At 68.8% G+C, this 24,484-nt stretch carries 23 protein-coding genes, 1 pseudogene and 1 riboswitch; of the genes and pseudogenes, 10 read left to right on the top strand and 14 right to left on the bottom strand.

Annotated features, from left to right (window positions below; all coding sequences use genetic code 11):
• Nucleotides 1–7: 7 nt before the first annotated feature.
• The 3 genes from ACIPC1_RS03640 to ACIPC1_RS03630 all read right to left on the bottom strand — a co-directional run bounded on the left by ACIPC1_RS03640 (nucleotide 8) and on the right by ACIPC1_RS03630 (nucleotide 2,707).
• Nucleotides 8–775: an ABC transporter ATP-binding protein gene (locus ACIPC1_RS03640; protein WP_402512894.1), complete on the bottom strand. Its 768-nt coding sequence runs from the start codon at nucleotides 773–775 to the stop codon at nucleotides 8–10.
• A gap of 3 nt (nucleotides 776–778) precedes the next feature.
• Entirely contained in the window at nucleotides 779–1,816 is a 1,038-nt protein-coding gene (locus ACIPC1_RS03635) for a FecCD family ABC transporter permease (RefSeq protein ID WP_384383761.1), read from the bottom strand.
• A 125-nt stretch (nucleotides 1,817–1,941) separates the two neighbouring features.
• A riboswitch (cobalamin riboswitch) is annotated at nucleotides 1,942–2,024 on the bottom strand.
• Nucleotides 2,025–2,134: 110 nt separating this feature from the next.
• Nucleotides 2,135–2,707 carry a class I SAM-dependent methyltransferase gene (locus tag ACIPC1_RS03630; protein WP_402512892.1) on the bottom strand — a complete coding sequence of 191 codons (573 nt, stop codon included), beginning with the start codon at nucleotides 2,705–2,707 and terminating at the stop codon, nucleotides 2,135–2,137.
• Nucleotides 2,708–3,012: 305 nt separating this feature from the next.
• On the opposite strand from ACIPC1_RS03630, the gene ACIPC1_RS03625 reads away from it, so the two are divergent.
• Nucleotides 3,013–3,780, top strand: coding sequence for an AraC family transcriptional regulator (locus ACIPC1_RS03625; RefSeq protein WP_402512890.1), 768 nt, complete (start codon nucleotides 3,013–3,015; stop codon nucleotides 3,778–3,780).
• 12 nt (nucleotides 3,781–3,792) lie between these two features.
• Here the strand turns inward: ACIPC1_RS03625 and ACIPC1_RS03620 are convergent, their stop codons facing one another.
• Nucleotides 3,793–4,203 carry a Fur family transcriptional regulator gene (locus ACIPC1_RS03620; RefSeq protein ID WP_402512888.1) on the bottom strand — a complete coding sequence of 137 codons (411 nt, stop codon included), beginning with the start codon at nucleotides 4,201–4,203 and terminating at the stop codon, nucleotides 3,793–3,795.
• Between the two features lie 394 nt (nucleotides 4,204–4,597).
• Here ACIPC1_RS03620 and katG point away from each other — a divergent pair, with 394 nt between their 5' ends.
• Entirely contained in the window at nucleotides 4,598–6,817 is a 2,220-nt protein-coding gene (katG, locus tag ACIPC1_RS03615; protein WP_402512886.1) for a catalase/peroxidase HPI, read from the top strand.
• A gap of 443 nt (nucleotides 6,818–7,260) precedes the next feature.
• Nucleotides 7,261–7,584, top strand: coding sequence for a helix-turn-helix domain-containing protein (locus ACIPC1_RS03610; RefSeq protein WP_402512885.1), 324 nt, complete (start codon nucleotides 7,261–7,263; stop codon nucleotides 7,582–7,584).
• A 91-nt stretch (nucleotides 7,585–7,675) separates the two neighbouring features.
• Here the strand turns inward: ACIPC1_RS03610 and ACIPC1_RS03605 are convergent, their stop codons facing one another.
• Both ACIPC1_RS03605 and ACIPC1_RS03600 read right to left on the bottom strand, forming a co-directional pair.
• Entirely contained in the window at nucleotides 7,676–7,783 is a 108-nt protein-coding gene (locus tag ACIPC1_RS03605) for a DUF397 domain-containing protein (RefSeq protein WP_402513397.1), read from the bottom strand.
• Complete coding sequence (locus ACIPC1_RS03600) at nucleotides 7,780–9,039, bottom strand: MFS transporter (protein WP_402512884.1); 1,260 nt, start codon at nucleotides 9,037–9,039, stop codon at nucleotides 7,780–7,782. Before ACIPC1_RS03600 ends, ACIPC1_RS03605 begins: the two co-directional genes overlap by 4 nt.
• Before the next feature lie 133 nt (nucleotides 9,040–9,172).
• Here ACIPC1_RS03600 and ACIPC1_RS03595 point away from each other — a divergent pair, with 133 nt between their 5' ends.
• On the top strand, nucleotides 9,173–10,102 hold the full coding sequence (locus ACIPC1_RS03595; protein ID WP_402512883.1) for a LysR family transcriptional regulator: 930 nt from the start codon (nucleotides 9,173–9,175) through the stop codon (nucleotides 10,100–10,102).
• A gap of 631 nt (nucleotides 10,103–10,733) precedes the next feature.
• Nucleotides 10,734–10,972, top strand: a pseudogene (locus tag ACIPC1_RS03590) (transposase family protein); the annotation flags it as partial.
• A 599-nt stretch (nucleotides 10,973–11,571) separates the two neighbouring features.
• On the opposite strand, the gene ACIPC1_RS03585 reads toward ACIPC1_RS03590, so the two are convergent.
• Both ACIPC1_RS03585 and ACIPC1_RS03580 read right to left on the bottom strand, forming a co-directional pair.
• The gene (locus tag ACIPC1_RS03585) at nucleotides 11,572–11,844 is read right to left on the bottom strand and encodes a DUF397 domain-containing protein (protein WP_402512882.1); all 273 of its coding nucleotides are present in this window, start codon (nucleotides 11,842–11,844) and stop codon (nucleotides 11,572–11,574) included.
• The gene (locus tag ACIPC1_RS03580) at nucleotides 11,826–12,659 is read right to left on the bottom strand and encodes a Scr1 family TA system antitoxin-like transcriptional regulator (protein ID WP_402512881.1); all 834 of its coding nucleotides are present in this window, start codon (nucleotides 12,657–12,659) and stop codon (nucleotides 11,826–11,828) included. The genes ACIPC1_RS03585 and ACIPC1_RS03580 overlap by 19 nt, the downstream gene beginning before the upstream one ends.
• A 319-nt stretch (nucleotides 12,660–12,978) precedes the next feature.
• Here ACIPC1_RS03580 and ACIPC1_RS03575 point away from each other — a divergent pair, with 319 nt between their 5' ends.
• The 4 genes from ACIPC1_RS03575 to ACIPC1_RS03560 are packed head-to-tail and all read left to right on the top strand — an operon-like array spanning nucleotide 12,979 to nucleotide 15,508.
• Nucleotides 12,979–13,194: a hypothetical protein gene (locus ACIPC1_RS03575; protein WP_384383793.1), complete on the top strand. Its 216-nt coding sequence runs from the start codon at nucleotides 12,979–12,981 to the stop codon at nucleotides 13,192–13,194.
• 53 nt (nucleotides 13,195–13,247) lie between these two features.
• Complete coding sequence (locus tag ACIPC1_RS03570) at nucleotides 13,248–13,862, top strand: DUF1266 domain-containing protein (RefSeq protein ID WP_402512879.1); 615 nt, start codon at nucleotides 13,248–13,250, stop codon at nucleotides 13,860–13,862.
• 22 nt (nucleotides 13,863–13,884) lie between these two features.
• Nucleotides 13,885–14,631, top strand: a complete 747-nt coding sequence (gene recO / locus ACIPC1_RS03565; protein ID WP_402512877.1) for a DNA repair protein RecO — start codon at nucleotides 13,885–13,887, stop codon at nucleotides 14,629–14,631.
• Nucleotides 14,632–14,659: 28 nt separating this feature from the next.
• Complete coding sequence (locus ACIPC1_RS03560) at nucleotides 14,660–15,508, top strand: isoprenyl transferase (protein WP_402512876.1); 849 nt, start codon at nucleotides 14,660–14,662, stop codon at nucleotides 15,506–15,508.
• Nucleotides 15,509–15,624: 116 nt separating this feature from the next.
• Here the strand turns inward: ACIPC1_RS03560 and ACIPC1_RS03555 are convergent, their stop codons facing one another.
• From ACIPC1_RS03555 to ACIPC1_RS03535, 5 genes are all read right to left on the bottom strand, one after another.
• Nucleotides 15,625–18,018, bottom strand: coding sequence for a M4 family metallopeptidase (locus ACIPC1_RS03555; RefSeq protein ID WP_402513395.1), 2,394 nt, complete (start codon nucleotides 18,016–18,018; stop codon nucleotides 15,625–15,627).
• 447 nt (nucleotides 18,019–18,465) lie between these two features.
• Entirely contained in the window at nucleotides 18,466–18,882 is a 417-nt protein-coding gene (locus ACIPC1_RS03550) for a Fur family transcriptional regulator (RefSeq protein ID WP_402512875.1), read from the bottom strand.
• 59 nt (nucleotides 18,883–18,941) lie between these two features.
• Nucleotides 18,942–19,844, bottom strand: coding sequence for a metal ABC transporter permease (locus ACIPC1_RS03545; protein WP_402512873.1), 903 nt, complete (start codon nucleotides 19,842–19,844; stop codon nucleotides 18,942–18,944).
• 16 nt (nucleotides 19,845–19,860) lie between these two features.
• Nucleotides 19,861–20,631, bottom strand: coding sequence for a metal ABC transporter ATP-binding protein (locus ACIPC1_RS03540; RefSeq protein ID WP_402512872.1), 771 nt, complete (start codon nucleotides 20,629–20,631; stop codon nucleotides 19,861–19,863).
• 71 nt (nucleotides 20,632–20,702) lie between these two features.
• Nucleotides 20,703–21,665 carry a metal ABC transporter substrate-binding protein gene (locus ACIPC1_RS03535; RefSeq protein ID WP_402512871.1) on the bottom strand — a complete coding sequence of 321 codons (963 nt, stop codon included), beginning with the start codon at nucleotides 21,663–21,665 and terminating at the stop codon, nucleotides 20,703–20,705.
• A 132-nt stretch (nucleotides 21,666–21,797) separates the two neighbouring features.
• Here ACIPC1_RS03535 and ACIPC1_RS03530 point away from each other — a divergent pair, with 132 nt between their 5' ends.
• Nucleotides 21,798–23,180, top strand: a complete 1,383-nt coding sequence (locus ACIPC1_RS03530) for a glycine--tRNA ligase (protein ID WP_402512869.1) — start codon at nucleotides 21,798–21,800, stop codon at nucleotides 23,178–23,180.
• Between the two features lie 87 nt (nucleotides 23,181–23,267).
• On the opposite strand, the gene ACIPC1_RS03525 is transcribed toward ACIPC1_RS03530, so the two are convergent.
• Nucleotides 23,268–24,320, bottom strand: coding sequence for a chitinase (locus ACIPC1_RS03525; protein WP_402512868.1), 1,053 nt, complete (start codon nucleotides 24,318–24,320; stop codon nucleotides 23,268–23,270).
• Nucleotides 24,321–24,484 lie beyond the last annotated feature (164 nt).

The following is a 24,484-nucleotide window of genomic DNA, read 5'->3' as shown; positions in this document are numbered from 1 at the left end:
AGTTCCTTTATCGGGCCTGGGGGAGAAGGTCGAAGAGCAACTGCACGGCGCCGGTCTCCGGATGCCGCACGGGATGGGCGCGGACCCCGAACACCTCGGCCAGCAACGCCGGTTGAAGCACGTCGTGCGGCGGGCCCGACGCGACGACACGGCCCCCGTCGATGACGTACAGCAGATCGCAGTGCGCGGCGGCCAGGTTGAGATCGTGCAGGGCGGCCAGCACGGTCAGGCCACTGCCCCGGACCAGGGACAGCACGTCCAACTGGTGGGCGATGTCGAGGTGGTTGGTCGGCTCGTCCAGTACCAGCACGCGCGGCTGCTGGGTGAGTGCCCGCGCGATCAGGACGCGCTGCTTCTCGCCGCCGGAGAGCGCGAGGAAGCCGCGTTCGGCGAGATGCGCGACTCCGGTACGGGCCATGGCATCGGCGCAGATCGCCCGGTCCTCCTTGGCGGTACGCCCCTGATGCGGCAGCCGCCCCATGCCGACCACCTCGGCGACGGTGAAGTCGAACTCGGACGACGACTCCTGCGGCAGCGCGGCGAGCAGCCGGGCGGCGGCCCGCGAATCCATCGCGTGCACGTCGTTCCCGTCGAGCCGCACCACCCCGCCCGCCGGCCGCAAGGCCCGGTACACGCACCGCAACAGTGTCGACTTGCCGCTGCCGTTGGGCCCGACGAGTCCGACGAAGTCCCCACTGTTCACGCTCAGTCGAATGTCGTCCACGAGCCGGACCGCACCGGCGTCGAACGACACACCCTCCACATCGAGCCGCATCGGTCAGTGCCCTCCGAACGCGTAGCCGCCGCGCCGCATCAGCAGCAGGAAGGCGGGCACTCCGACCACGGCGGTGATCACGCCGACCGGCAGTTCGGACGGCGCCAGCAGCAGCCGGGACAGCACATCGGCCCACACGAGCAGGACTGCTCCGGCGAGCGGCGCCACCACCAGCACCCGCCGGTGATCGGCGCCGACGAGCATCCGTACGACATGCGGCACCATCAGCCCGACGAACCCGATGGCTCCGCTGACGGCGACCACACACCCGGTCACGGCGGCCGTGACCAGGAACAGCTCCCGGCGCAACCGCTCGGGCCGCACACCGAGCGCGGCGGCGGTCTCGTCCCCCATGGCGAGGGCGTTGAGAGACCCGGCCCGCCGCAGCAGCCAGGCCCACCCCGCGAGCGCCACCACGGCGGCGAGCGGCACCTTCTCCCAGGTCGCGCCGCCGAGGCTGCCAAGGAGCCACATCATCGCCGACCGGGCGGCCTCACCGCGGGCCGCGCCGAAGACCATGACGGTGGTGAGGGCCTCGAAGCCGTACGCCAGTGCCGTCCCGGTCAGCACCAGCCGCAGGGGTGTGAGCCCGAGCGGTGACCTGGCCACCGCGTAGACGAGCGCCATGGCGGCCAGCGCCGACCCGAAGGCGGCGACGGACAGCGCCCACACCCCGAGCCCCGCGAACAGGCCTAGCAGGATGACCGCGTTGGCACCCACGGCCGCGCCGGATGAGATCCCGAGCACGAACGGATCGGCGAGCGCATTGCGCACCATGGCCTGTACGGCGACGCCGACGGCCGCGAGCCCGGCGCCGACGACGGCGGCGAGCATCGCACGGGGCAGCCGGATCTCCCAGACGATGGTGTACGGGGCGACGTCACCGGGGGCGATACCGCCGCCGGTCACCCCGGCCCACAAGAACCGCAGTACCTGCCCCCACCCAATCCCCGAAGCGCCCAGCCCGACCCCGCAGAGCAGCGACAGACACAGCAACAGCGCCAGCCCAACGACCAGCGGCACGACGGGTATTCGGCGCACGGGCGGCGGGTCCTAAGCCTCGGGCCGCCTCGTGAACACAAGCAGGGGGATGGGCGGCACGGCACGACCGTGCGCTCCCCTCTCGCAGTCCGCGGCGAGCGTCATCGGGTCACATGCCACCCCGTGGGTAATCGGGCTCACGCGGCGGGCCGGGCGGCCTGCCACGCTTACCGTTGCGGGTCAGCGCCGGACTCTCACCGGCTTCCCCCACGGGACGCGCCCCGAGCGTAACAAACGGGCGATGGGCCGATGCCGGCCGTGGCAGGGGCGCCGGTTCGGCTGCTCGGGGGTGGGTGGCGCGGTCGCCGTTTCGGCCGCTCAAGGGCGGGTGGCGTGGAAGCGCAGGCTGCCGCTCTTCGGGTGCAGGTCCACCGATACGCCGGTGAAGCCGGCCCCGGTCAGGCGCGCGGGCAGGGTGCGCGGGTCCAGCGTGTTCATCGTGTCGCGGAAGTGCAGGATCCGGAAAGGCAGGCTCAGTTGGCTGTCGCTGCCCGCGAAGGTGCCGCCTGGACGCAGCACACGGAAGGCCTCGGCGAAGATCCGGTCCTGGTGCTCGGTCGTGGGGACATGGTGGAGCATCGTGAAGCAGACGACGGAGTCGTACGAGGTGTCGGGCAGCGTCGTGGCCGCGCCGTCGGCGTGCAGGATGCGGGCGCGCTCGCCCCACCCGTCCTGGAGGAGCCGCGCGGTGTCCCCGTCGATCTCCACGGCGGTCAGGTGCGGAACCTCTTCGACGAGTACGCGCAGATTGGCCCCGTAGCCCGGCCCGATCTCCAGTACGTCCGCACCCAGCTCCACGCCCTCCAGGGCCCAGGGCAGAATGCGGTCCTTCGTGGTCTGCGCCCATCCCTCGGAGCTGCACAGCCTGCGGTGGGCTCGGTTCATCGGCATGCACCCGACGCTAGAGGCCGCCCCGGCCTGTCCGCCACGGGCTAGGCTGCCGTTCCATGTCGCAGAACGGACAGCGGCCAGGGGTGTCGCGGAAGGGGCAGCTGTCGGCGGTGCCGCGGGACGGGCAGCCGTCGGGGGTGCCGCGGGACGGGCAGCCGTCGGGGGTGCCACGGGACGGGCAGCCGCCTGTGACATCGCGGAAGGGGCAGTCGCCTGTGACGCCGGGTGCCGGGAGGCAGTCGTCTGTGACGCCGGGTGCCGGGAGGCAGTCGCCTGTGACGCCGGGTGCCGGGAGGCAGTCGCCTGTGACGCCGGGTGCCGGGAGGCAGTCGCCCACGTCCGCCACCGCGATCTTCGTCGGGCACTTCAGCATGCCGCGGGGCACCGCCTTCACCACGCACTGGCACTCCTTCCACCAACTGGCCTGGTCGGCAAAGGGATTGCTGCGCGTCGGCAGCGAAAAGGGATCCTGGCTGCTGCCTCCCTCGCTCGCCCTGTGGATCCCGGCCGGGCTGCCGCATTCGACCGGATCGGAGGGCGACGCGGTGATGCGCAGCCCGTACGTCGATCCCGCGAGCTGCCCGCAGATCGCCTGGACGGAGCCGACGGTGGTGGCGGTCGGGCCGCTGCAACGCGCCCTCATCGACCACCTGGTGCGCACGGACCTCGCCCCGGAGGCCCGGTCCCGCGCGGAGGCCGTACTCCTGGACGTACTGAGCCCCGTCCCCGTGACGAGCATCGTGGTGACCGAGCCCCGGGACCCGCGCACCCGTGCCGTGGCCCGGGCCCTGACCGCCGATCCGTCCGACGGGCGCCCGCTGTCCGCCTGGGGGGAGGAGGTCGGCGCGAGCGCCCGTACGCTGGCCCGCCTCTTCGTCGCCGACACGGGCCTGGCCTTCGCCCAGTGGCGGGAACAACTGCGGATGCGGGCCGCGATGCCCCTGCTCGCCGACGGCCTGACCCTGGAGACCGTCGCGCGCCACGTCGGCTACGCCTCAGCCAGTTCCTTCGTCGCGGCCTTCCACCGGATCACGGGCGTCACACCGCGCCAGTACTTCCCTGCCCAACCCTGACGACAGGGCACGCTAGGCGCAGGCCGGGCACAGGCCGCGGTAGGTGACCTCGACCTCGGAGACCGTGAAGCCGAAGCGCTCGTCGGCCGGGAGGTCGGCCAGTGGGTTTCCGGCCGGGTGGACGTCGCGGATGGTGCCGCAGTTCGAGCAGACCAGGTGCTGGTGGGGGTGGTGGGCGTTCGGGTCGTAGCGCTTGGCGCGGCCGTCGGTGGAGACCTCGAGGACCTCACCGAGGGAGACCAGCTCGCCCAGGGCGTTGTAGACGGTCGCCCGGGAGATCTCCGGCAGCCGCTGTGCCGCGCGGGCGTGCACCTCGTCGGCCGTGAGGTGTACGTGCTCGCCGTCGAGGACCTCCGCAACGACACGTCGCTGGGAGGTCATCCGCCAGCCACGTCCTCGCAGTCGCTCCAGCAGGTCACTCATATCGGTTCACCTATTCAGGTTCAGTGGGATGCCCGGAGTTTACCGGTGGACGTCCGGGTCCCGGTTGGATATGGGCTTGGCCCGCTTCTTGACTTGGACTCGGTCCATCGTAGGATCGGTTCCGGCGATAGCCAAGGGACAGGAAGACTCCAGTACGACATGAGACAGAGACGTGACGGGACCACCTCGGCTTCGAGGCGATCCATCCCCTCCGGGATGCGCGGTCGCGCGAGCCATATCTCCCCTCAGGTCGTGTGTGAGGTTCTCCGCAGGTCGGCGAGGCCGGTCAGCCCGACTTCGCCGCCGCCCACCCCAGTCTTCGTACCCCCCGCCCGACCGTTCCACCGCCCGCAGTTCCTGAGCACCGTGATCCGCCAGGTCCGGAAGGATTCCCATGACTGAGAACCACGACGCAATCGTCACCGACGCGAAAACGGAGGGCGGCGGTGGCTGCCCGGTCGCGCACGACCGAGCCGCGCACCCGACCCAGGGCGGCGGAAACCGCCAGTGGTGGCCCGAGCGGCTCAACGTGAAGATCCTCGCCAAGAACCCCGCCGTGGCCAACCCCCTCGGTGAGGACTTCGACTACAGCGCCGCGTTCAAGACCCTCGACCTCGCCGCCGTGAAGGCGGACATCGCCGAGGTGCTGACGGATTCGCAGGAGTGGTGGCCGGCCGACTTCGGGCACTACGGCCCGTTCATGATCCGGATGGCCTGGCACAGCGCGGGCACCTACCGCATCAGCGACGGCCGCGGCGGCGCCGGTGCAGGCCAGCAGCGCTTCGCCCCCCTCAACAGCTGGCCGGACAACGGCAACCTCGACAAGGCCCGCCGTCTGCTGTGGCCGGTCAAGAAGAAGTACGGCCAGTCCATCTCGTGGGCCGACCTCATGATCCTCACCGGCAACGTCGCCCTGGAGTCGATGGGCTTCGAGACCTTCGGCTTCGCCGGCGGCCGCGCGGACGTCTGGGAGCCCGACGAGGACGTCTACTGGGGTCCCGAGACCACCTGGCTCGACGACCAGCGCTACACCGGTGACCGCGAGCTGGAGAACCCGCTCGGCGCCGTCCAGATGGGCCTCATCTACGTCAACCCCGAGGGCCCGAACGGAAACCCGGACCCGCTGGCCGCGGCCCGCGACATCCGTGAGACCTTCCGCCGGATGGCGATGAACGACGAGGAGACGGTCGCCCTGATCGCGGGCGGTCACACCTTCGGCAAGACCCACGGCGCGGGCCCGGCGGACGCCGTCGGCGACGACCCCGAGGCCGCTCCGATCGAGGCGCAGGGCTTCGGCTGGAAGAGCACCTACGGCACCGGCAAGGGCGGCGACGCGATCACCAGTGGCCTGGAGGTCACCTGGACGCAGACGCCGACCCAGTGGAGCAACTACTTCTTCCAGAACCTGTTCGGCTACGAGTGGGAGCTGACGTCGAGCCCCGCCGGCGCCAACCAGTGGGTCGCGAAGGACGGCGCGGGCGCGGGCACCATCCCCGACGCGCACGACCCGTCGAAGACCAAGGCTCCGATGATGCTGACCACCGACCTCGCCCTGAAGGTCGACCCGGCATACGGGGAGATCTCGCGGCGCTTCTACGAGAACCCCGACCAGTTCGCGGACGCCTTCGCCCGCGCGTGGTTCAAGCTGACCCACCGCGACCTGGGTCCGATCGTGCGCTACCTCGGCTCCGAGGTCCCCTCCGAGACGCTGCTGTGGCAGGACCCGCTGCCCGCGGTGACCCACGAGCTCGTCGACGCGGCGGAGATCGCCGCCCTCAAGACCCTGATCCTCGGCTCGGGCCTGTCGGTCTCCCAGCTCGTCTCCACCACGTGGGCGGCGACCTCGTCCTTCCGTGGCAGCGACAAGCGCGGCGGCGCCAACGGTGCGCGCATCCGCCTCCAGCCGCAGATCGGCTGGGAGGTCAACGAGCCGGACCAGCTCGCGCAGGTGCTGCGCACCCTGGAGGGCATCCAGACGTCCTTCAACGCCGGCGGCAAGCAGATCTCGCTGGCCGACCTGATCGTCCTCGCGGGTGCCGCGGGCGTCGAGAAGGCCGCCAAGGACGCCGGCTTCGACATCGAGGTCCCCTTCACGCCGGGCCGCGTGGACGCCACGCAGGAGCAGACGGACGTGGAGTCGTTCGCCGCGCTTGAGCCGACCGTCGACGGTTTCCGCAACTACCTCGGCAAGGGCAACCGCCTGCCGGCCGAGTACCTGCTGATCGACAAGGCGAACCTGCTGGACCTGAGCGCGCCCGAGCTGACGGTCCTCGTCGGCGGCCTGCGCGTCCTGGGTGCGAACTACGGGGACACCAAGCACGGCGTCCTCACCACCACTCCGGGGATCCTGACCAACGACTTCTTCGTCAACCTGCTCGAACTGGGCACGACGTGGTCGGCGACGTCCGAGGACCAGAACACCTTCGAGGGCCGCGACGCCTCGGGCGCGGTCAAGTGGACCGGCACCCGTGCCGACCTGGTCTTCGGCTCCAACTCCGAGCTGCGCGCCGTCGCCGAGGTCTACGCCAGCGATGACGCGAAGGAGAAGTTCGTGAACGACTTCGTCGCCGCGTGGGTCAAGGTCTCGAACCTGGACCGGTTCGACCTGGTCTGATCATCCCGATTCACCGGTGATCCGGCGGTGATCCGCGGGTAAGGAACGTCCAGGCCAGCCCTTAGGGGTCGGCCTGGACGTTCCTTTTTCCGGTGCCGTCGAGCCCTGGCCGTCTGGCTTCGAACGTGCCTGTGCAGTCCTTCGCCAAACAGGGTCCAGGTGGCGGAGCCTGATGGCCGGTGAGTGCATCGGCCTCGTATGAGTGAAGGCTCCGGGTTCGGACCGGACCTGAGACTCCACCTCCCGCTGGTTTAGTGAATGCTAAACTCGCGAAGGGATTGAACGTGGAAGAGCAGTGGGACGTTCGACCCATGGCGTTCCGCGATCCTGTCGGTGGCCGGAGACAAGGCGGGGAACTGGAGCGCCTGGTACGACGAGGCGATCCCGTTGGCCGAGCTTCGGTATGCGGAGTACGTGGCTGATCGGAAGAAGGAGTCGGGGAAGTGAGCGGATACGTCAGCTGGTCGGACAGTGGGCACCGAGAACGGGCGGAGACGCTGGCGGGTGGTCGGGACGCGTTTCTGGAGGGTGCCCAGCGCATGCTCACCGAGGCACAGGCCTGGCGGCTGGTCGACATGCGTCAGGAGCGTGGGTTCACCCAGGCCCAAGTGGCTGAGCGTATGGGTGTGAGCAAGGGACGGGTCTCCCAGATCGAGAGTGGTCAGGTCTCCGGTACGGATGTCGTGGCGCGGTACGTCGAGGCGCTGGGTGGGAATCTGGTGCTGGTCGCGGTCTTTGGTGACGGGGAGTTGCGCAAGGTCGGTTGACCGGGCGTGGGTGGTGGAGCGTGCGGGGGTGCTTGTCGGCCGGGGACACGGTGCGGGCGGCCCCGACAGTCACTTGAGAACCGGGGTGGGGTCACCCGGCCACGGCGCGAGTGAACTCCGTCCAGGCGAAGGATCCGATCACCTGGACGGGACCGTCCGGGTCCTTGCTGTCGCGGACAGGGACGACACCGAGGCTCAGACGCGGTCGACGGCTTCTGGGGTTTCGGTGTCGGTGAGCTTGTCCTGGGGGGCCTTCTCGCGGCGCGGGAGCAGGAGCGGGGTGGCGAGGAGGAGTACTCCGGCGATCGCGATCGCGGTGCGCGGGGTGGTGACGGCGGCGAGCAGCCCCCATACGGCGGTCAGGGCCGCGATCGTGGCACTGCTGCTGACCGACCACGCGGTCAGGGTGCGGGCGACCCGCCCGGGGTCGGTGTGGGCGAGCCGGTAGGTGGCCAGCACCGGGTTGAACAGGCCGATGCAGGTCACCAGGCCGAACTGGACGGCGATGACGAGCACGATTCCGGGGACACCGGGCTGGACGAACGCCAGCCCGAGGGGCCAGCACGCCCGCAGTGCCCCGGAGACGAGCATCACCCTGTGCTGCCCGAACCGCGGCACGAGCCGGCGCGAGAGGCGTGCGCCCACGAGGCCACCGACGCAGGGGGACGCGAACACGAGGCCGTACTGCCAGGGTGCGAACCCCAGGTCGCCCAGCAGGAGTACGAGGATCAGCGGTTCGGAGGCCATGATCAGGCCGTTGACCGCGAGCACGTTGAAGAACAGGGGGCGCAGGGTGGGGTGGGTGAGGATGTAGCGCCAGCCTTCGAGGAGGTCGCCCGCTCGCAGCCGGGGTGCGGCGGCCCGCGTCGGCTGTGGTTCCGTCCCGCCGATGGCGCGGATGCCCAAGGCGGAGAGCAGATAGCTGACCGCATCGGCGATCACGGTCGTCACCGGGCCGAAGATCCCGATCGCGGCTCCGCCGAGCGGTGGTCCGACCGTCGTCGCGGTCCATGTCGTGGACTCGAAGCGGCTGTTCGCGACGATCAGGTCCTCCGGTGGCACGAGCGCCTTCAGGTAGGCGCCGCTTGCCGCGTTGAACGCGATGTTGGCCGCGGCCACGACTACGGAGACGACGAGGAGCTGGGCGAAACTGAGCAGGCCGAGCGCGAACGCGAGGGGGACGCTCAGCAGCGCCGTGAACCGGGTCAGGTCCATCGCGATCATGACCGGCCGCTTACGGCGGAACTCCACCCACGGACCGAGCGGCACCGCCACCACGGCCCCCACCGCCCGCCCCGCCGCAGCCAGCGCCGCCACCTGGGTCGGCCCGGAGTGCAGCACGAGGACCGCGATCATGGGAAACGCGCCGAACCCGAGCGCCGTGCCGTACGAGCTGACGGCGAACGACGCCCACAGCCATCCGAACCGCCGCCCGAGCGCCTGTCTCCCCGTCATCCCCACCGCACCTCTCGCCACCCCGGAACCACCACACGTTGACGTCTGCATCCAAGCGAGTGGCGAGTGACGAGAGCAAACAACCAACCAGCCAGGAATCCACAACCATTGGTTGTGTCACTAGCATCACGGCGTGGACCTCGCCGCTGTACGCACCTTCGTGACCGCCGCGGACGCGGGGCGGTTCCAGGACGCCGCCGCCGAGCTGGCGGTCACCCAGCAGGCCGTCTCCAAACGCATCGCCACGCTGGAGAAGGCCCTCGGCGTACGGCTGTTCACCCGCACCGCGCGCGGAGTACAGCTCACCATCGACGGTCAGGCGTTCCTGCCCCACGCCCGCGAGCTCCTGCGGGCCGAGGAGCGGGCGGTCGCCTCCGTCCGTCCCGGCCGACGCCCGCTGCGTGTCGACGTGATCGGCCGACGGCTCGCCCCGGCCGCCGTGCTGGGCGACTTCCATCGCGCGCACCCCGAGGTCGAGCTCGATGTCGTGACCCGCTTCGACGCCGTCGCGGCCATCGACGCCATCCGGTCCGGCACGATCGACGCGTCCTTCCGCGCCGTTGCCAGGCCAGGCCAACGGCTCCCCGACGACATCGGGGTCATCCGAGCCTTCGACGAGCCGATCGAGCTTCTTGTCGGACCGGCCCACGAGTTCGCCGCCGCCGGTGCGGTCAGGCCCGCCGAGCTCGTCGGGCACCGGATCTGGATGCCCGGCCTCGTGCCCGGAACCGAGTGGGGCGCCTACTACGACGACCTCGCCGCCGCGTTCGGGCTCACCATCGAGGTCACCGGCCCCGACTTCGGCACCAAGCCGCTGCTCGACACCATCGCCGGCTCCCGGTCACTGGTGACGCTCGTCGGCAAGCGGACCCACCTCGTCTGGCCCGCCGACCACGGCCTGCGCCGCATCCCGGTGCGGAATCCCACACCGGTCTACCCGCACTCACTGGTCTGGCACCGCAACAACTCACACCCGGCGCTCGCCGCACTCCGCGACCACTTCAGCTCCGGGCGGCGGCCCGAGCACTCCACCGCCGAGACCTGGACGCCGGCATGGGCCTAAGGGCTGTCCCGCTATTCGCTCATCCACACCCCTTGTGCGCTTCAGCGGCTGACTGGCCAGATCGGCATAACGAATCCGTTTGGGGCCGCCCGCGAACTACGCGTAGCCTCTTGGACCATGTGCTACCACGCGTTCAACGGCGCCTTACGGCACTACGTGTGCGTTGCATGCCGGCTCTCCTTCAAGGGCAGCACCTGGCCGATCCGGAAGCGCATCTGTCCTGGCTGTCGTGAACAGCTAGCCTTCGCTGGCTACGACTTCGCCGCGCCCCGGCGACGCGACACGAAGGCATGGTCCGTCGTTGCTACCGTGCTGGCAGAGGGGCTGACCTACGACCACCGCCCGGGCTGCGGGTGCTCGCCGCTCCCCTCGTTCCGTCCCCGGACCCGAGCACAGGTGCGTGTCCGCCGACGCGCGGCCGAGCGGCTGGGTTTGCCTCTGTCGGTGGCCCTCGCCCGCCGCGATGCCCTCACCCCGGAGAGCCGCGACGAGCATCCACCCTCGCCGTCGGCAGCCAACCCCAATAAGACCTGAGCGTCGCGACGGATGGTGCCTGACTGGGAAGAACAGGGTGGAGCAACGGGAGTCAGGGGCAGCGGGGTAGCGATGTGATGACCTTGAAGTAGCTTGTGTGATCACGGCGTCGGAATCGTTCTGGATAGCCCCGTTCACCGGCCTGAGCCCACGTGCGTTCGGCAAGCTGATCACGATGTTGAGGTGCGAAGGCGCTGACGCGGTGCGCCGGGGCCGGCCGTGGAGCCTGCCCTTGGAGGACCGGGCACTTCTGGTAGCGGCCTACTGGCGGACGAACTGACCATGCGCCAGCTGGCCCCGCTGTTCGAGGTCTCCAAGTCTGCCCCGGCCCAGATCTCGGCCACGGTCACCTCCGCCGGCTCGTCGTACACCGACCCGCAGACGACCTCGCCGACGTTGTCCTACAGCAGCGATCGAGTCGCGTCTCCCAATTGGCGGTCGAGTCGTCGCGGAGCTCCGGGCGGCCAAGTCCCGTAAGCCATCCAGCGGCTCAGTCTCTACAGCCATACCCGGAGCCCCCGGGCCCTCCGATTCTACGAACCATCGGATCAGACCCACGCGTGAAAGGTAGGACAGCCCTTGCCTCGATCGTTCATGAGTCCTCGTCGGTGTGCTGACGGGGACTCTGTGTTTGCGAGGTGCGGTCCTTTTCGGGCCCGGGGAGCGTTGACGGCCCGGTTGTCGCGTCGGGTGGGCGCCGGGTTCCACTTTCCCGGTGTCCAACAGCACGGCCCCGGCCTGCGAGACCACTCCACGACCGCTGCCTTCAACGCGGACACGCGGGTACGACCCGATACGCTTCTTCACCTGAGAAGTGCTTCTTTCCACGGCGCGATCTGGACCCTCGACAAGTCCTATCGTTCCAGCTCAGGAGCACTTCTCGCGTTTATGATCAAGCCTCGGACAGACCACCTCATGAAAGCCCGAGGTTAGGGTCACTCCGCCACGGCGTGAGTGAACTCCGTCCAGGCGGCGGAGCCGATCACCAGAACGGGACCGTCCGGGACCTTGCTGTCGCGGACGGGGACGACGCCGGGGAACCCGTCGGCGACCTCGACGCAGCCGCCGCCGTTGTCGTCGCTGTAAGTGCTCTTGCGCCACTGGGCGGCGCCAATGAAGTCGGACGCGACCTCGACGCAGCTGCCACCCTCGCCATTGCTGTAACTGCTCTTGCGCCAGCAGGCGTTGCTCAGGTCGTATTCGGGCATCGTCTGAAGTCCTCCGCCGCCGATTCGATCAGGGCAAGGGACGCCTCCGGCGACAGCGCGGCGGCCCTGAGTAGATCGTATGCTCGATGCGCTCGCTTCACCACCGCCGGATCGTCGACGAGCGTTCCCGAAAACGACGTCTCTGTATAGGCAGTTGGCGGTGCGTCGTCGAACTCCATGAGCGTGAGCATCCCGCCCATGGACGCATGCGCTCCCTGCGCATACGGCAGTACCTGCACCACCGCCTTGTGCTCTCGCACTATCACCGCGATGTGGTCGAGTTGCCCCGCCATCGCGGCCGGGCCACCCACTGGGATACGCAGCGCGGTCTCATGCAGCACGGCCCAATACTCGGGCCTTGTAGCGTCGCTGAGGATGCGCACCCGCTCCAGTCGCGCGGTCACTTTCTCCTCGATGTACTCGTCTGTGACGAACGGGTTGGCCGCCAGAGTGACCGCCCGTGCGTACGCGCCCGTCTGCAACAACCCCGGCACCAGCGTGGGCGCGAACTCGGCGATCTTCGTCGCCAGCCGCTCAAGCTCCACAACCTCCGCGAAATAGTCCGCGTACCGCTTGTCGTCAATCAGCTTTCGCCATGTCCGCTCGAAAAAACCGCCGGTTTGAAGGATCTCGTCGATCCTCTGCGCGACGTCCAGCTGCGGTTTCCGAATGGCCTGTTCGAACTGTCCGATGTAGCCTCCGGAGACGAATACCCGGATGCCCAACTCCACCTGGGAGAAACCCGCGTCCTCCCGGCGCCGTTTCAACTCCGTCCCGAAGAACTCCCAAGCCGCCTGCCGTGAACCCTTGGCCACAGGCCAACCCCCTTGCACTGCGCTGCACTTGTAGAGGACAGACTCCTGCCGAGTGTAGGCGGGGAGCGTCATCCTGGAGATGTGAAGAGTGAAAGTCGAAAAGACAGGGGAGCAGGGTGAAGGCACAACACTCGGCGCGGTGCGTCGAAGAGGCGGAGGAAACGGTGAAGGAATTGCGGACGGTGCTCGCGAACCCCGGAATTACGCTGCCGTCACTGCGGATCGACCAGGCGAGTTTGGCGCGAGAGGCGCCTTGTCCGCGGATCGAATTGGGCGGCTGTTCCGTCGAGTTGGCGGCCCGGCTCGCGGCGGCCCTGCGGTGAGGCCGGTGATCGGCTCGTACGCGCTGGACACACGGACCGGAAGGGTGGGGATGGTCATGGGGCACGAGGGGCCGTACGTCCAGCTGAGACCGTACGGCGGCGGCAAGGAGTGGGACTGCGAACCGGACGCCGTCCGGGGAGCCACCGCGGCGGAGCGGCTCAGCGCGGCGACGGCGTATGCCAACGCACGCAGCCGCGGTGAGGTCCCTTGAAGGGGGAAGCGCCCTGAACCCACAAGGAGCGGCGTGGCATAGGGTGCTGCGCCATGGCGATATGGAACCGTCGTAAGCCGAAGGCGGCGAGAAAGTACCCCGTTCCCCTCACCGCGCACCAGCTGTGGATGGTGTCGCTCAGCGCGCCGGTGAACCGGGACCGGGACGCGTCGCGGACGACCCTGTACCCGTTCACCCGCATCGACGACGACAAGGCCCGGCGCTGGCTGGCCGACCAGTGGGAGATCACCTCGCGTGACGCTCTGGTCGGCCGGCTCGACGACCTCGCGCGGACCGGATATCGCACCCGGGCGCGGCTACGGCTCGGCGTCGAACCACTGGCGTGGGACGCCGGGCTGTACGTGGACATCTCCCGCAGGGGCTTCGCGTCCGGAATGCTGGGCGAGGCCGAGGCGTGGACCGCGCTCAAGAACATCGTGCCGGCGGTGGTGCGGTCGTACGCCTCCTGGAACGAGTACGCCGATCACTATCTGCTGGGCCGGATGGTCTGGCGGGACAACCTCCAGGGCACGCCGGACGCCGACTTCCCCGCCCCGCAGGCCGTGTCCGACGCGCACCTGAAGTCCCTCCTCGACCCGGCGAACCGGGCGAGCCCCTGGAACATGGCTCCGTGGGAAGCGATTGGCCACCCCGACCACGCACGCTGACTCAGTACGCGAGAATGACCCCATGAGCCTGTTCCGCGACGACGGCATCGTGCTGCGCACCCAGAAGCTGGGTGAAGCGGACCGCATCATCACCCTGCTCACCCGCGGTCACGGACGGGTACGCGCCGTGGCGCGGGGGGTGCGGCGGACCAAGTCGAAGTTCGGGGCGCGGCTGGAGCCGTTCTCGCATGTGGACGTGCAGTTCTTCGCGCGGGGGAGTGAGCTGATCGGGCGGGGGCTGCCGCTGTGTACGCAGAGCGAGACGATCGCTCCGTACGGTGGTGGGATCGTGACCGACTATGCGCGGTACACCTCCGGGACGGCCATGCTGGAGACCGCCGAGCGGTTCACCGACCATGAGGGGGAGCCGGCGGTGCAGCAGTATCTGCTGCTGGTCGGCGGCCTGCGCACGCTCGCCCGCGGTGAGCACGAGCCGCATCTCGTCCTCGACGCCTTCCTGCTGCGCTCCCTCGCGGTGAACGGCTACGCGCCCAGTTTCAGCGCCTGTGCGAAGTGCGGGATGCCGGGACCGAATCGGTTCTTCTCGGTCTCCGCGGGAGGTTCCGTCTGCGTCGACTGCCGGGTGCCCGGCAGCGTCGTACCCTCGGCGCAGGCTCTCGAACTGCTCGCCGCGCTGCTGACGGGGGACTGGGAGACCGCGGACGCCGCCGAGTCGCGGCACGTCCGGGAGGGCAGCGGGCTGGTGTCGGCCTACCTCCACTGGCACCTGGAACGGGGCCTTCGCTCACTGCGTTACGTAGAGAAGTAAAAAGAAGAAACAAGGAGACGAGAAACACATGGTCGTACGCGGGATCCTGGGACGCCAGCGCCGCGAGTACAGGACGCCGGAACCGCACCCGTCCGGTGCCCGTGCGCCCAAACTCCCCGGTGAGCTCGTGCCGAACCACGTGGCGATCGTCATGGACGGCAACGGACGCTGGGCCAAGGACCGTGGGCTGCCGCGTACCGAGGGGCACAAGGTCGGCGCCGAGCGCGTCCTGGACGTACTACAGGGTGCGATCGAGGTGGGGGTCGGCTCCATCTCGCTGTACGCCTTCTCCACCGAGAACTGGAAGCGGTCGCCCGACGAGGTGCGCTTCCTGATGAACTTCAACCGCGATTTCATCCGTAAGACCCGCGACCAGCTCGACGAACTCGGCATCAGGGTCCGCTGGGTGGGCCGGATGCCCAAGCTGTGGAAATCGGTGGCCAAGGAGCTCCAGATCGCCCAGGAGCAGACCAAGGACAACGACAAGCTGACCCTGTACTTCTGCATGAACTACGGCGGTCGCGCCGAGATCGCCGATGCCGCGCAGGCCATGGCGCAGGACATCAAGGCCGGTCGGCTCGACCCGTCGAAGGTCAGCGAGAAGACCTTCGCGAAGTATCTCTACTACCCGGACATGCCGGACGTGGACCTGTTCCTGCGGCCGAGCGGTGAGCAGCGCACCTCCAACTACCTGCTCTGGCAGAGCGCTTACGCCGAGATGGTCTTCCAGAACGTGCTGTGGCCGGACTTCGACCGGCGCGATCTGTGGCGCGCGTGCGTCGAATTCGCCTCCCGCGACCGCCGTTTCGGCGGCGCCGTCCCGAACGAGCAACTGCTGGAGATGGAGCGGGACATGCGGGGCCGCACGGAAGACTGAGGCAGCTGCCACCGACGACACGACGACACGACGACACGACGACACGACGACACGACGACACGGCACCCGGCGCTCCCCGCGCCGGGTGCCGCTGTCTGTCGTACGGGCCTACGGGATCAGTGGGTCGTCACCGCCGTGTCGTCGATCACGAAGCTCGTCTGGAGCGAGGAGTCCTCGACACCGGTGAACTTCAGCGCGACGGTGGTGCCGGCGTAGGCGGCCAGGTTGAGGGACTTCGCGACGTATCCGCTGGCCTTGTTCAGGTTGGAGTAGGTGGCCAGCGTCGTCGATCCGGCGGTGACCGTCAGCTTGTCGTACTGGACGCTGGTGGTGGTCTCGGCCGTGTCGATGTGCAGGTAGAAGGTGAACGTGGTGGCCGTGCAGCCGCTCGGGATCGTCACCGACTGGGACAGCGTCTCGGTGTGCGTCGTCCCGTAGCCGTTCAGCCAGGCCTTGTAGGAGCCGGTACGGGCCGCCTGGCCGCTGTCGGTGGTGATGACCCCGCTGGAGGCCGTCCAGGTGGTGGCGCCCGACTCGAAGCCGGGGTTGCCGAGCAGTTGCGCCGAGGTGCAGGTGCCGCCGCCGGTCGAGCTGACCGTCCAGGTGAAGGACGCCGTGCCGCTGGCGCCCGTGCTGTCGGTCGCCGTGACCGTGGTGCTGTAGGTGCCCGCCGTGGTCGGGGTGCCGGTGATGGCGCCCGTGGAGCTGATCGAGAGGCCGGTGGGCAGACCGGTCGCCGCGTAGGTCAGCGTCCCGCCGTTCGTGCTGCTGGCCGCGACCTGGAGGCTCACCGCGGTGCCGACGGTGGAGGACTGGCTGCCCGGGTTGGTGACCGAGACGCCCGTGGTCGGCACGGTGATGTGGCTGCCGACGTTGATGCCGGCGAAGGCGTTGCCGACTCCGGCGTACTGGGTGGAGCTGGCGCCGTAGAGCGCCGAAGCGGCGTTCAGCGCGGCGGTGCGGGCCTGGGCGTAGGTGGTGCTGGACGTCATGTACGTCGTCAGCGCCTTGTACCAGATCTGGAGGGCGGCGGCCCGGCCGATGCCCGCGACGGCGACACCGTCGGAGGTCGGGCTGTTGTAGGTCACGCCGTTGATGGTCTTGGAGCCGCTGCCCTCGGAGAGCAGGTAGAACATGTGGTTCGCCGGGCCCGAGGAGTAGTGGACGTCCGAGCTGCCTATGCCGGAGAACCAACTGTCGTAGGAGCCGCCGTCCTTGTCGGGCTCGTCCATGTAACGCAGCGGCGTACCGTCGCCGTTGATGTTGATCTTCTCGCCGATGAGGTAGTCGCCGACGTCGGTGCTGTTGTTGGCGTAGAACTCCACGCCGGTACCGAAGATGTCGGAGGTCGCCTCGTTCAACCCGCCCGACTCACCGGAGTAGGTGAGGTTCGCGGTGTTGGAGGTGACGCCGTGCGACATCTCGTGCCCGGCCACGTCCAGCGAGGTGAGCGCGTGGGTGCTGCTCGTGCCGTCGCCGTACGTCATGCAGAAGCAGGAGTCGTCCCAGAACGCGTTGACGTACGCGGTGCTGTAGTGGACGCGTGAGTAGGCGGCGACCCCGTCGTTCTTGATGCCGCTGCGCCCGAAGGTGTTCTTGTAGAAGTCCCACGTCATCTGGGCGCCGTAGTGGGCGTCGACACCGGCGGTCTGGGTGTTGGAGCCGGCGCCGGTTCCCCAGACGTCGTCGGCGTCGGTCATCAGGGTGCCGGTGCCGGACGTCGCGTTGTTCAGGCTGTACGTCTTGTGGGTGCCGCGTGTGGTGTCGTTCAGCTGGTACGTCGAACCGGACAGCGTGGTGCCGATGGTGACCGTTCCGCTGTACTGGCTGTTGCCGGTACCGGTCTTGATGCCCTGGTAGCGGTACAGCTCCTTGCCGCTGGTGGCGTCGGTGATGACGTGCAGCTGGCTGGGCGTGCCGTCGTCCTGGAAGCCGCCGATCACCGTCTCCCAGGCGAGCTTCGGGGTACCGCCGCCGGCCCAGATCACCTTGCGGGCGCTGTCGGTGGTGGCCTTCTCGGCGTCCAGCGCCTCGGCGGCGCTCAGCGCCTTGGTCTCGGCGGCCGACTTGCTGAAGGTCGGGGTGGTGGACGCGACCTTGATGGTCTGCTTGGTGTTGAAGGTGCTGCTCACCGTGCCCGAGGCCTGCGAGGCGGGCGGAGTGTGCACGACGACGTCACCGCCGAGTACCGGCAGACCGGCCCAGGTGCGCTCGTACCGTGTGTGCAGCGTGCCGTCGTTGTCCTTGACGACGTCCTTGACGACCAGCTTCTCCTGGGCGCCGAGGCCCAGGGTGTCGGCGGTCTGCGTGGTCTTCTCGGCCGCGCTCTTGATCAGCGCGGTGCGCTGGGCGGGGGTGAGCTCTGCCTCAAGTGCGCTGGAGCGCAGGGGGCTTGGGCCGGGGGACGCGGGCTTCGCGGCGGCCGGAACCGTCTGGACTCCGACGGCCAGGAGCGCGGCGGCGGCGACCAGCGCGCCGGCCGTGGTCGCCCTGGAGGAGCGCCGGTTCACGAGGCGGGCGGATCTGTGGGGGCTGTTGCGTCTCACTCGTACTCCTACTGCGACGGCCGCACTACGGCGGCCGGAGACAGACCCGGGCGGACGGGGGTGTGCGGCCCGGGACGAGCTGAGCAGTGCGCATCCCTCGCGCGGGGCAGGGTGTGACAGACGTGGGGGATGGCTGAAGGAAGAGTGGCACCCCTGATGAGGGCATGTCATCCGAACCCGGGGAGGTCGAGGGTTATCCCTGTGCCCAGCGGGTGAGCATGCCGTTTGATGACCGATCGATGACTCTTCCATGACGCCGGCGGCGGCCGGAAGGACCCGGCCGGCCCCGCCGCGCATCCCCCTCAGAAGCCCGGAGGCCCGGAGGCCCGGAGGCCCGGAGGCCCGGAGGCCCGGAGGCCCGGAGGCCCGGAGGCCCGGAGGCCCGGAGGCCCGGAAGACGTCAGAGGTACCTCAGACGCTCTTCGCCCCGCACTCCGCGCAGGTCCCGAAGATCTCGACCGTGTGAGCCACGTTCACGTACCCGTGCTCCGCCGCGATCGCCTCGGCCCAGGTCTCGACGGCCGGGCCCTCGACCTCGACGGCCTTGCCGCAGACGCGGCAGACGAGGTGGTGGTGGTGGTCGCCGGTGGAGCAGCGGCGGTAGACGGACTCGCCGTCGGAGGTGCGCAGGACGTCGACCTCGCCGGCGTCGGCGAGGGACTGAAGCGTGCGGTACACGGTGGTCAGCCCGACGGAGTCGCCCTTGTGCTTCAGCATGTCGTGGAGTTCCTGCGCGCTGCGGAACTCGTCCACCTCGTCCAGCGCCGCCGCCACGGCGGTACGTTGCCGGGTGGAACGGCCCCGTACGGGCGATCCAGCGGTTGTCACCGTTGCCTCCTCCACGTCTGCACTTGCCCCGCCATTGTGCCAGTCCGGGCGGTACGTAGTCAGGCGCCGACCTTCCCGTCCATCCCGCGGGTGGCCGGAATTGCGCACTCCGCCGGATCCCCGACCGTCTGCGCGGCCGCCAGTGCCCGGGCCCTGCGCCGTGCGAGCGGTGTCGCCAGCACGGTCAGCACCATGAACGTGCCGATGGTCAGCAGCACGATGGTCGCTCCCGGCGGCACATCCTGGTAGTACGAGGTCACGGTGCCGCCGATCGTCACGCTCACGCCGATGGCCACCGCGATCGCGAAGGTGGCGGCGAAGCTCCGGCTGAGCTGCTGCGCCGCGGCCACCGGGACGACCATCAGGGCGGACACAAGCAGCAGGCCCACGACGCGCATCGCGACCGTCACCGTCACCGCCGCCGTGACGGCCGTGAGCAGGTTGAGGGCGCGCACCGGCAGGCCCGTCACGCGCGCGAACTCCTCGTCCTGGCTGACCGCGAACAACTGGCGGCGCAGGCCGATCGTGACGAGTACGACGAAGGCCGCCAGTACACAGATCGCCGTCACGTCGGACTCCGAGACGGTGGACAGCGAGCCGAAGAGGTACGAGGTGAGGTTGGCGTTCGAGCCGGTCGGCGCGAGGTTGATGAACATCACGCCGCCCGCCATGCCGCCGTAGAAGAGCATGGCGAGGGCGATGTCGCCGCGCGTCTTGCCGTACCAGCGGATCAGTTCCATGAGGACCGCGCCGACCACGGAGACGGCCGTCGCCATCCAGACCGGGGACCAGGAGAGCAGGAAGCCGAGGCCGACGCCGGTCATCGCGACGTGGCCGATTCCGTCGCCCATCAGGGCCTGGCGGCGCTGCACGAGGTAGATGCCGACGGCGGGCGCGGTGATGCCGACCAGGACGGCGGCGAGCAGCGCCCGCTGCATGAAGGCGTAGTCGAGGATGTCCATCAGCTCTTCGGTCCCATCAGCTCAGCAGTCCTGTCCGGACCGGTTCGGCGTCGTGAGCCGCGTGCGGGTGTACGTGGTCGTGGCCGGGCAGTGCGTGCTGGCCGAGTGCGGCCGGGGGCGGGCCGTCGTGCAGGACGCAGCCGTCGCGCAGCACGACCGCGCGGTCGATCAGCGGCTCCAGAGGGCCCAGTTCGTGCAGCACGAGGAGGACGGAGGTGCCCTGGGCGACCTGCTTGCGCAGGGTCGAGGCCAGTACCTCCTGGCTCGCCAGGTCGACGCCGGCCATCGGCTCGTCCATGATCAGCAGCTCGGGCTCGGAGGCCAGGGCGCGGGCGATCAGGACCCGCTGGTGCTGGCCGCCGGACAGCGCGTTCACGGAGTCCTTGGCGCGGTCCGCCAGGCCGACGAGCGCGATGGCCTTCTGTACGGCCTCGTGGTCGGCCTTGCGCAGCACGCCGAAGCGGGCGCGGGACAGTCGTCCGGAGGCGACGATCTCGGTCACCGTCGCGGGTACGCCGCCCGCGGCCGTGGTGCGCTGCGGTACGTAGCCCACGCGCGCCCAGTCGCCGAAGCGGCGGCGCGGGGTGCCGAAGATCTCGATCTCGCCGCCGCTGACGGGGACTTGGCCGATGATGCTGCGCACGGCGGTGGACTTGCCGGAGCCGTTGGCGCCGAGCAGGGCGACGACCTCGCCGTGGTTCACGGTGAGGTCGATACCGCGCAGGACGGGGCGTGAGCCGAGTTCCGCGGTCACTCCGCGCAGGGATATGACGGGCCCGCTCTTCATTCCGCCGTCCTCCGTGTTCGTTGCGTCACTTCGTGGTGCGTGTGGGGCGTGCTGTCACTGGGCGCTTTCTGTCATTTCGCGCCCAGGGCTGTCTCCAGCGCCTTCAGGTTCGACTCCATGACCTGGAGGTAGTCGTCGCCCTTGGACTTGTCGGTGATGCCCTCGATCGGGTCGAGGACGTCGGTCTTCAGGCCCGCGTCGCCGGCGATGGTCTTGGCGGTCTTGTCGCTGACGAGGGTCTCGTAGAACACCGTCGTGACGCCGTCCGCCTTGGCCATGGTCTCAAGGTCCTTGACGCGGTTCGCGCTGGGCTCCGATTCCGGGTCCAGGCCGTTGATGGCCTCCTCGGTGAGGCCGTAGCGCTCGGCGAGGTAGCCGAAGGCCGCGTGGGTGGTGATGAAGACCTTGCTCTTGGTGTTCTTGAGCCCGTCCTCGTACTGGGTGTTGAGCGCGTCGAGCTTCTTCACCAGCGCGGCGGTGTTGCTCTTGTATTCCGCGGCGTTGTCCGGGTCCTCCTTCTCGAAGGCCTTGCCCACGCCCTCGGCGACCTCGGCGTACTTCACCGGGTCCAGCCAGATGTGCGGGTCGGTGGCGCCGGTCTCCTCGCCCTGGGTGTCGTCGTGCTCGGCCGCGTGGCCGCCGACCTCGTTGCCGTGCTTCTCCAGGGTGGTCAGCGTCGCCGCGTCGATCTTGGTCTTGACCTCGGACTGAGCCACGGCGTCGTCGACGGCCGGCTGGAGGTTCTTCAGGTAGAGGACGGCGTCGGCCTCCTGGAGCTGCGCGGTCTGCTTGGCGCTGATCTCCAGGTCGTGCGGCTCCTGACCGGGCTCGGTCAGGTCCGTGACACTCACGTGGTTCCCGCCGATCTCCTCGGCGAGATACTGGAGGGGGTAGAACGACGCCACGACGTCGAGCTTCCCGCTGCTGTTGTTGTCGGCGGCGGACGAGTCCGAGCAGGCGGAGAGGGTGCCGAGACCGAGGAATGTGGCCGCGGTCACAGCAGTCCCGGATATGAGGCGTCGTCGTACGTTCATGACAGTCATTTTCAACAAATGTGGAAACGATTGTCAACAAGGGTTCGGTCACCCAACCGATTTGATACCGGGGTGGGAGGCGCCGGTAACCTAAGTCATTCGCTGCCGTCCGTTCGTAATGAAGAGAGCACCGTGGCCGCCGACAAGATCGACACCATCGTCAGCCTGAGCAAGCGCCGTGGCTTCGTCTACCCCTGTAGTGAGATCTACGGTGGGCAGAAGGCCGCCTGGGACTACGGCCCGCTCGGCGTCGAGCTCAAGGAGAACCTCAAGCGCCAGTGGTGGCGTTACATGGTCACCTCCCGTGAGGACGTCGTCGGTATCGACTCGTCCGTGATCCTGGCCACCGAGGTCTGGCTCGCCTCCGGACACGTCGCCACGTTCACCGACCCCCTTACCGAGTGCACCTCCTGCCACAAGCGCTACCGCGCCGACCACCTGGAGGAGGCCTACGAGGCGAAGCACAAGCGCCTCCCTGAGAACGGCCTCGCGGACGTCAACTGCCCCAACTGCGGTAACAAGGGCCAGTTCACCGAGCCCAAGCAGTTCTCCGGCCTGCTCTCCACCCACCTCGGCGTGACGCAGGACAGCGGCTCCGTCGCCTATCTGCGCCCCGAGACCGCGCAGGGCATCTTCACCAACTTCGCCCAGGTGCAGCAGACTTCGCGCCGCAAGCCGCCGTTCGGCATCGCGCAGATGGGCAAGTCCTTCCGCAACGAGATCACGCCCGGCAACTTCATCTTCCGCACCCGCGAGTTCGAGCAGATGGAGATGGAGTTCTTCGTCAAGCCGGGTGAGGACGAGAAGTGGCAGGAGTACTGGATGCAGGAGCGCTGGAACTGGTACACCGGCCTCGGTATGCGCGAGGAGAACATGCGCTGGTTCGAGCACCCGGCCGAGAAGCTCTCGCACTACTCCAAGCGCACCGCCGACATCGAGTACCGCTTCCAGTTCGGCGGCAACGAATGGGGTGAGCTGGAGGGCGTCGCCAACCGCACCGACTACGACCTGAACGCGCACTCCAAGGCCTCCGGCCAGGACCTCTCCTACTTCGACCAGGAAGCCGGCGAGCGCTGGACCCCGTACGTCATCGAGCCCGCCGCCGGTGTCGGCCGCTCGATGCTCGCCTTCCTCCTCGACGCCTACATCGAGGACGAGGCCCCGAACGCCAAGGGCAAGATGGAGAAGCGCACGGTGCTGCGCCTCGACCCGCGCCTGGCGCCCGTCAAGGTCGCGGTCCTCCCGCTGTCCCGCAACCCGGAGCTCTCCCCGAAGGCCAAGGGGCTCGCCACCGCGCTCCGGCAGAACTGGAACATCGACTTCGATGACGCCGGCGCCATCGGCCGCCGTTACCGCCGTCAGGACGAGATCGGCACCCCGTTCTGCGTCACGGTCGACTTCGACACGCTCGACGACAACGCCGTGACCGTGCGCGAGCGCGACACGATGAAGCAGGAGCGTGTGTCGCTCGACCAGATCGAGGGCTACCTCGCCACCCGGCTGATCGGCTGCTGAGTCAGGTCGTGGGCAACATCACTGGTGCCGGGCCCCGGAACAACGGGGGCCCGGCACCAGTGTTTCAACCGGTCCCGCGGGGGCTTCTCAACGGCCTTGCAGCGCCTTGACGTTGTCGCCGAACGTCCAGTTCTTGGAGCCGTCCCAGTTGATGGACCAGGTCATCAGGCCCTTGAGCGAGGTGCCGTAGGTGCGCCATGCCTGGGAGACGAGGCTCGGGGTCATATAGCCGCCGCCGGCGCCCGACTGGGCCGGGAGGCCGGGGACCTGCTTGTCGTACGGCACCTTGATGGTGGTGCCCTGGACGACAAGTCCCTTGTTCAGGCAGTCGGTCTGGGCGGTGAAGCCCTGGACGGTGCCCGCGGAGTACGAGTCGGCGGAGCAGCCGTACATGCTGCCGTTGTAGTACTGCATGTTCAGCCACCACAGGCGCCCGTTGTCCGCGTACTTCTTCACGATCGGCAGATACGAGCCCCAGATCGAGCCGTACGCGACGCTGCCGCCGGTGACATAGGCGGTCTCCGGGGCCATGGTGAGCCCGAAGTTCGGCGGCATCTGGGCCAGCACCCCGTCGATGATGCGGATCAGGTTGGCCTGCGAGGCGGAGAGCGTGTTGATGTTGCCGCTGCCGACCAGGCCGGTCTCGATGTCGATGTCGATACCGTCGAAGTTGTACTGCTTGAGGATCGGGACGATCGTCGCGACGAACTTGTCGGCCACGGTGGCGGAACTGAGGTCGATCCCGGCCGCGGCCCCGCCGATGGACATCAGGATCGTCTGCCCCGACGCCTTCGCCGCGCACATCTCGGCGGGCGTCGCGACCTTCACACCCGTGTCCATCCCGTCCGCCCACAGCGCCGTCCCGTCCGAACGGATCACCGGGAACGCCGCGTTGATCACGTTGTAACCGTGCTGCGCGATACGGGAGTCGGTGATCGGGGTCCAGCCGAAGGGCGGGTGGACGCCGTTGGAGGAGCCGTCCCAGTTCTCCCAGTAGCCCTGGAGCACCTTGCCTGAAGGGCGGGACTTCACGGCGCAGGTATCGGCAGCGGATGCGTTCGGCGCGATGGCGATCGACAGTGGGGTGAGTACCACTGTCGCCAGCGCGACGGCGAGCAGACGCAGCTTCCGACGGATCATGCGAGGCCTCCCGGTGGGGGGTGCGGTGAGGTGTCGTAGGCATGACAGTGCTCTTGGTCCAGACCAGTCGTCAAGAGGTCTGGACCAAATGCGATGGCGGATGGCGACCGGCCTCGGGCCTGCCGAGGTCGACGGGTGACAACTGACAGATATTGAAATCTGTC

This window comes from Streptomyces sp. NPDC087263, assembly GCF_044744645.1.
In the GTDB taxonomy this organism is placed as follows: domain Bacteria; phylum Actinomycetota; class Actinomycetes; order Streptomycetales; family Streptomycetaceae; genus Streptomyces.
The sequence above is the reverse complement of the archived record's forward strand: the minus strand, read 5'-3'. Positions and strand labels throughout refer to the sequence as shown.

Excerpts from the sequence above, each read along its gene's own strand:
- ACIPC1_RS03600 (WP_402512884.1), bottom strand. The coding sequence starts at position 9,039 with ATGACGGGGAGACAGGCGCTCGGGCGGCGGTTCGGATGGCTGTGGGCG.
- katG (WP_402512886.1), top strand. The coding sequence starts at position 4,598 with ATGACTGAGAACCACGACGCAATCGTCACCGACGCGAAAACGGAGGGC.
- ACIPC1_RS03640 (WP_402512894.1), bottom strand. The coding sequence starts at position 775 with ATGCGGCTCGATGTGGAGGGTGTGTCGTTCGACGCCGGTGCGGTCCGG.
- ACIPC1_RS03545 (WP_402512873.1), bottom strand. The coding sequence starts at position 19,844 with ATGGACATCCTCGACTACGCCTTCATGCAGCGGGCGCTGCTCGCCGCC.
- ACIPC1_RS03535 (WP_402512871.1), bottom strand. The coding sequence starts at position 21,665 with ATGAACGTACGACGACGCCTCATATCCGGGACTGCTGTGACCGCGGCC.
- ACIPC1_RS03525 (WP_402512868.1), bottom strand. The coding sequence starts at position 24,320 with ATGATCCGTCGGAAGCTGCGTCTGCTCGCCGTCGCGCTGGCGACAGTG.
- ACIPC1_RS03570 (WP_402512879.1), top strand. The coding sequence starts at position 13,248 with ATGGCGATATGGAACCGTCGTAAGCCGAAGGCGGCGAGAAAGTACCCC.
- ACIPC1_RS03585 (WP_402512882.1), bottom strand. The coding sequence starts at position 11,844 with ATGCCCGAATACGACCTGAGCAACGCCTGCTGGCGCAAGAGCAGTTAC.
- ACIPC1_RS03560 (WP_402512876.1), top strand. The coding sequence starts at position 14,660 with ATGGTCGTACGCGGGATCCTGGGACGCCAGCGCCGCGAGTACAGGACG.
- recO (WP_402512877.1), top strand. The coding sequence starts at position 13,885 with ATGAGCCTGTTCCGCGACGACGGCATCGTGCTGCGCACCCAGAAGCTG.
- ACIPC1_RS03630 (WP_402512892.1), bottom strand. The coding sequence starts at position 2,707 with ATGCCGATGAACCGAGCCCACCGCAGGCTGTGCAGCTCCGAGGGATGG.
- ACIPC1_RS03620 (WP_402512888.1), bottom strand. The coding sequence starts at position 4,203 with ATGAGTGACCTGCTGGAGCGACTGCGAGGACGTGGCTGGCGGATGACC.
- ACIPC1_RS03540 (WP_402512872.1), bottom strand. The coding sequence starts at position 20,631 with ATGAAGAGCGGGCCCGTCATATCCCTGCGCGGAGTGACCGCGGAACTC.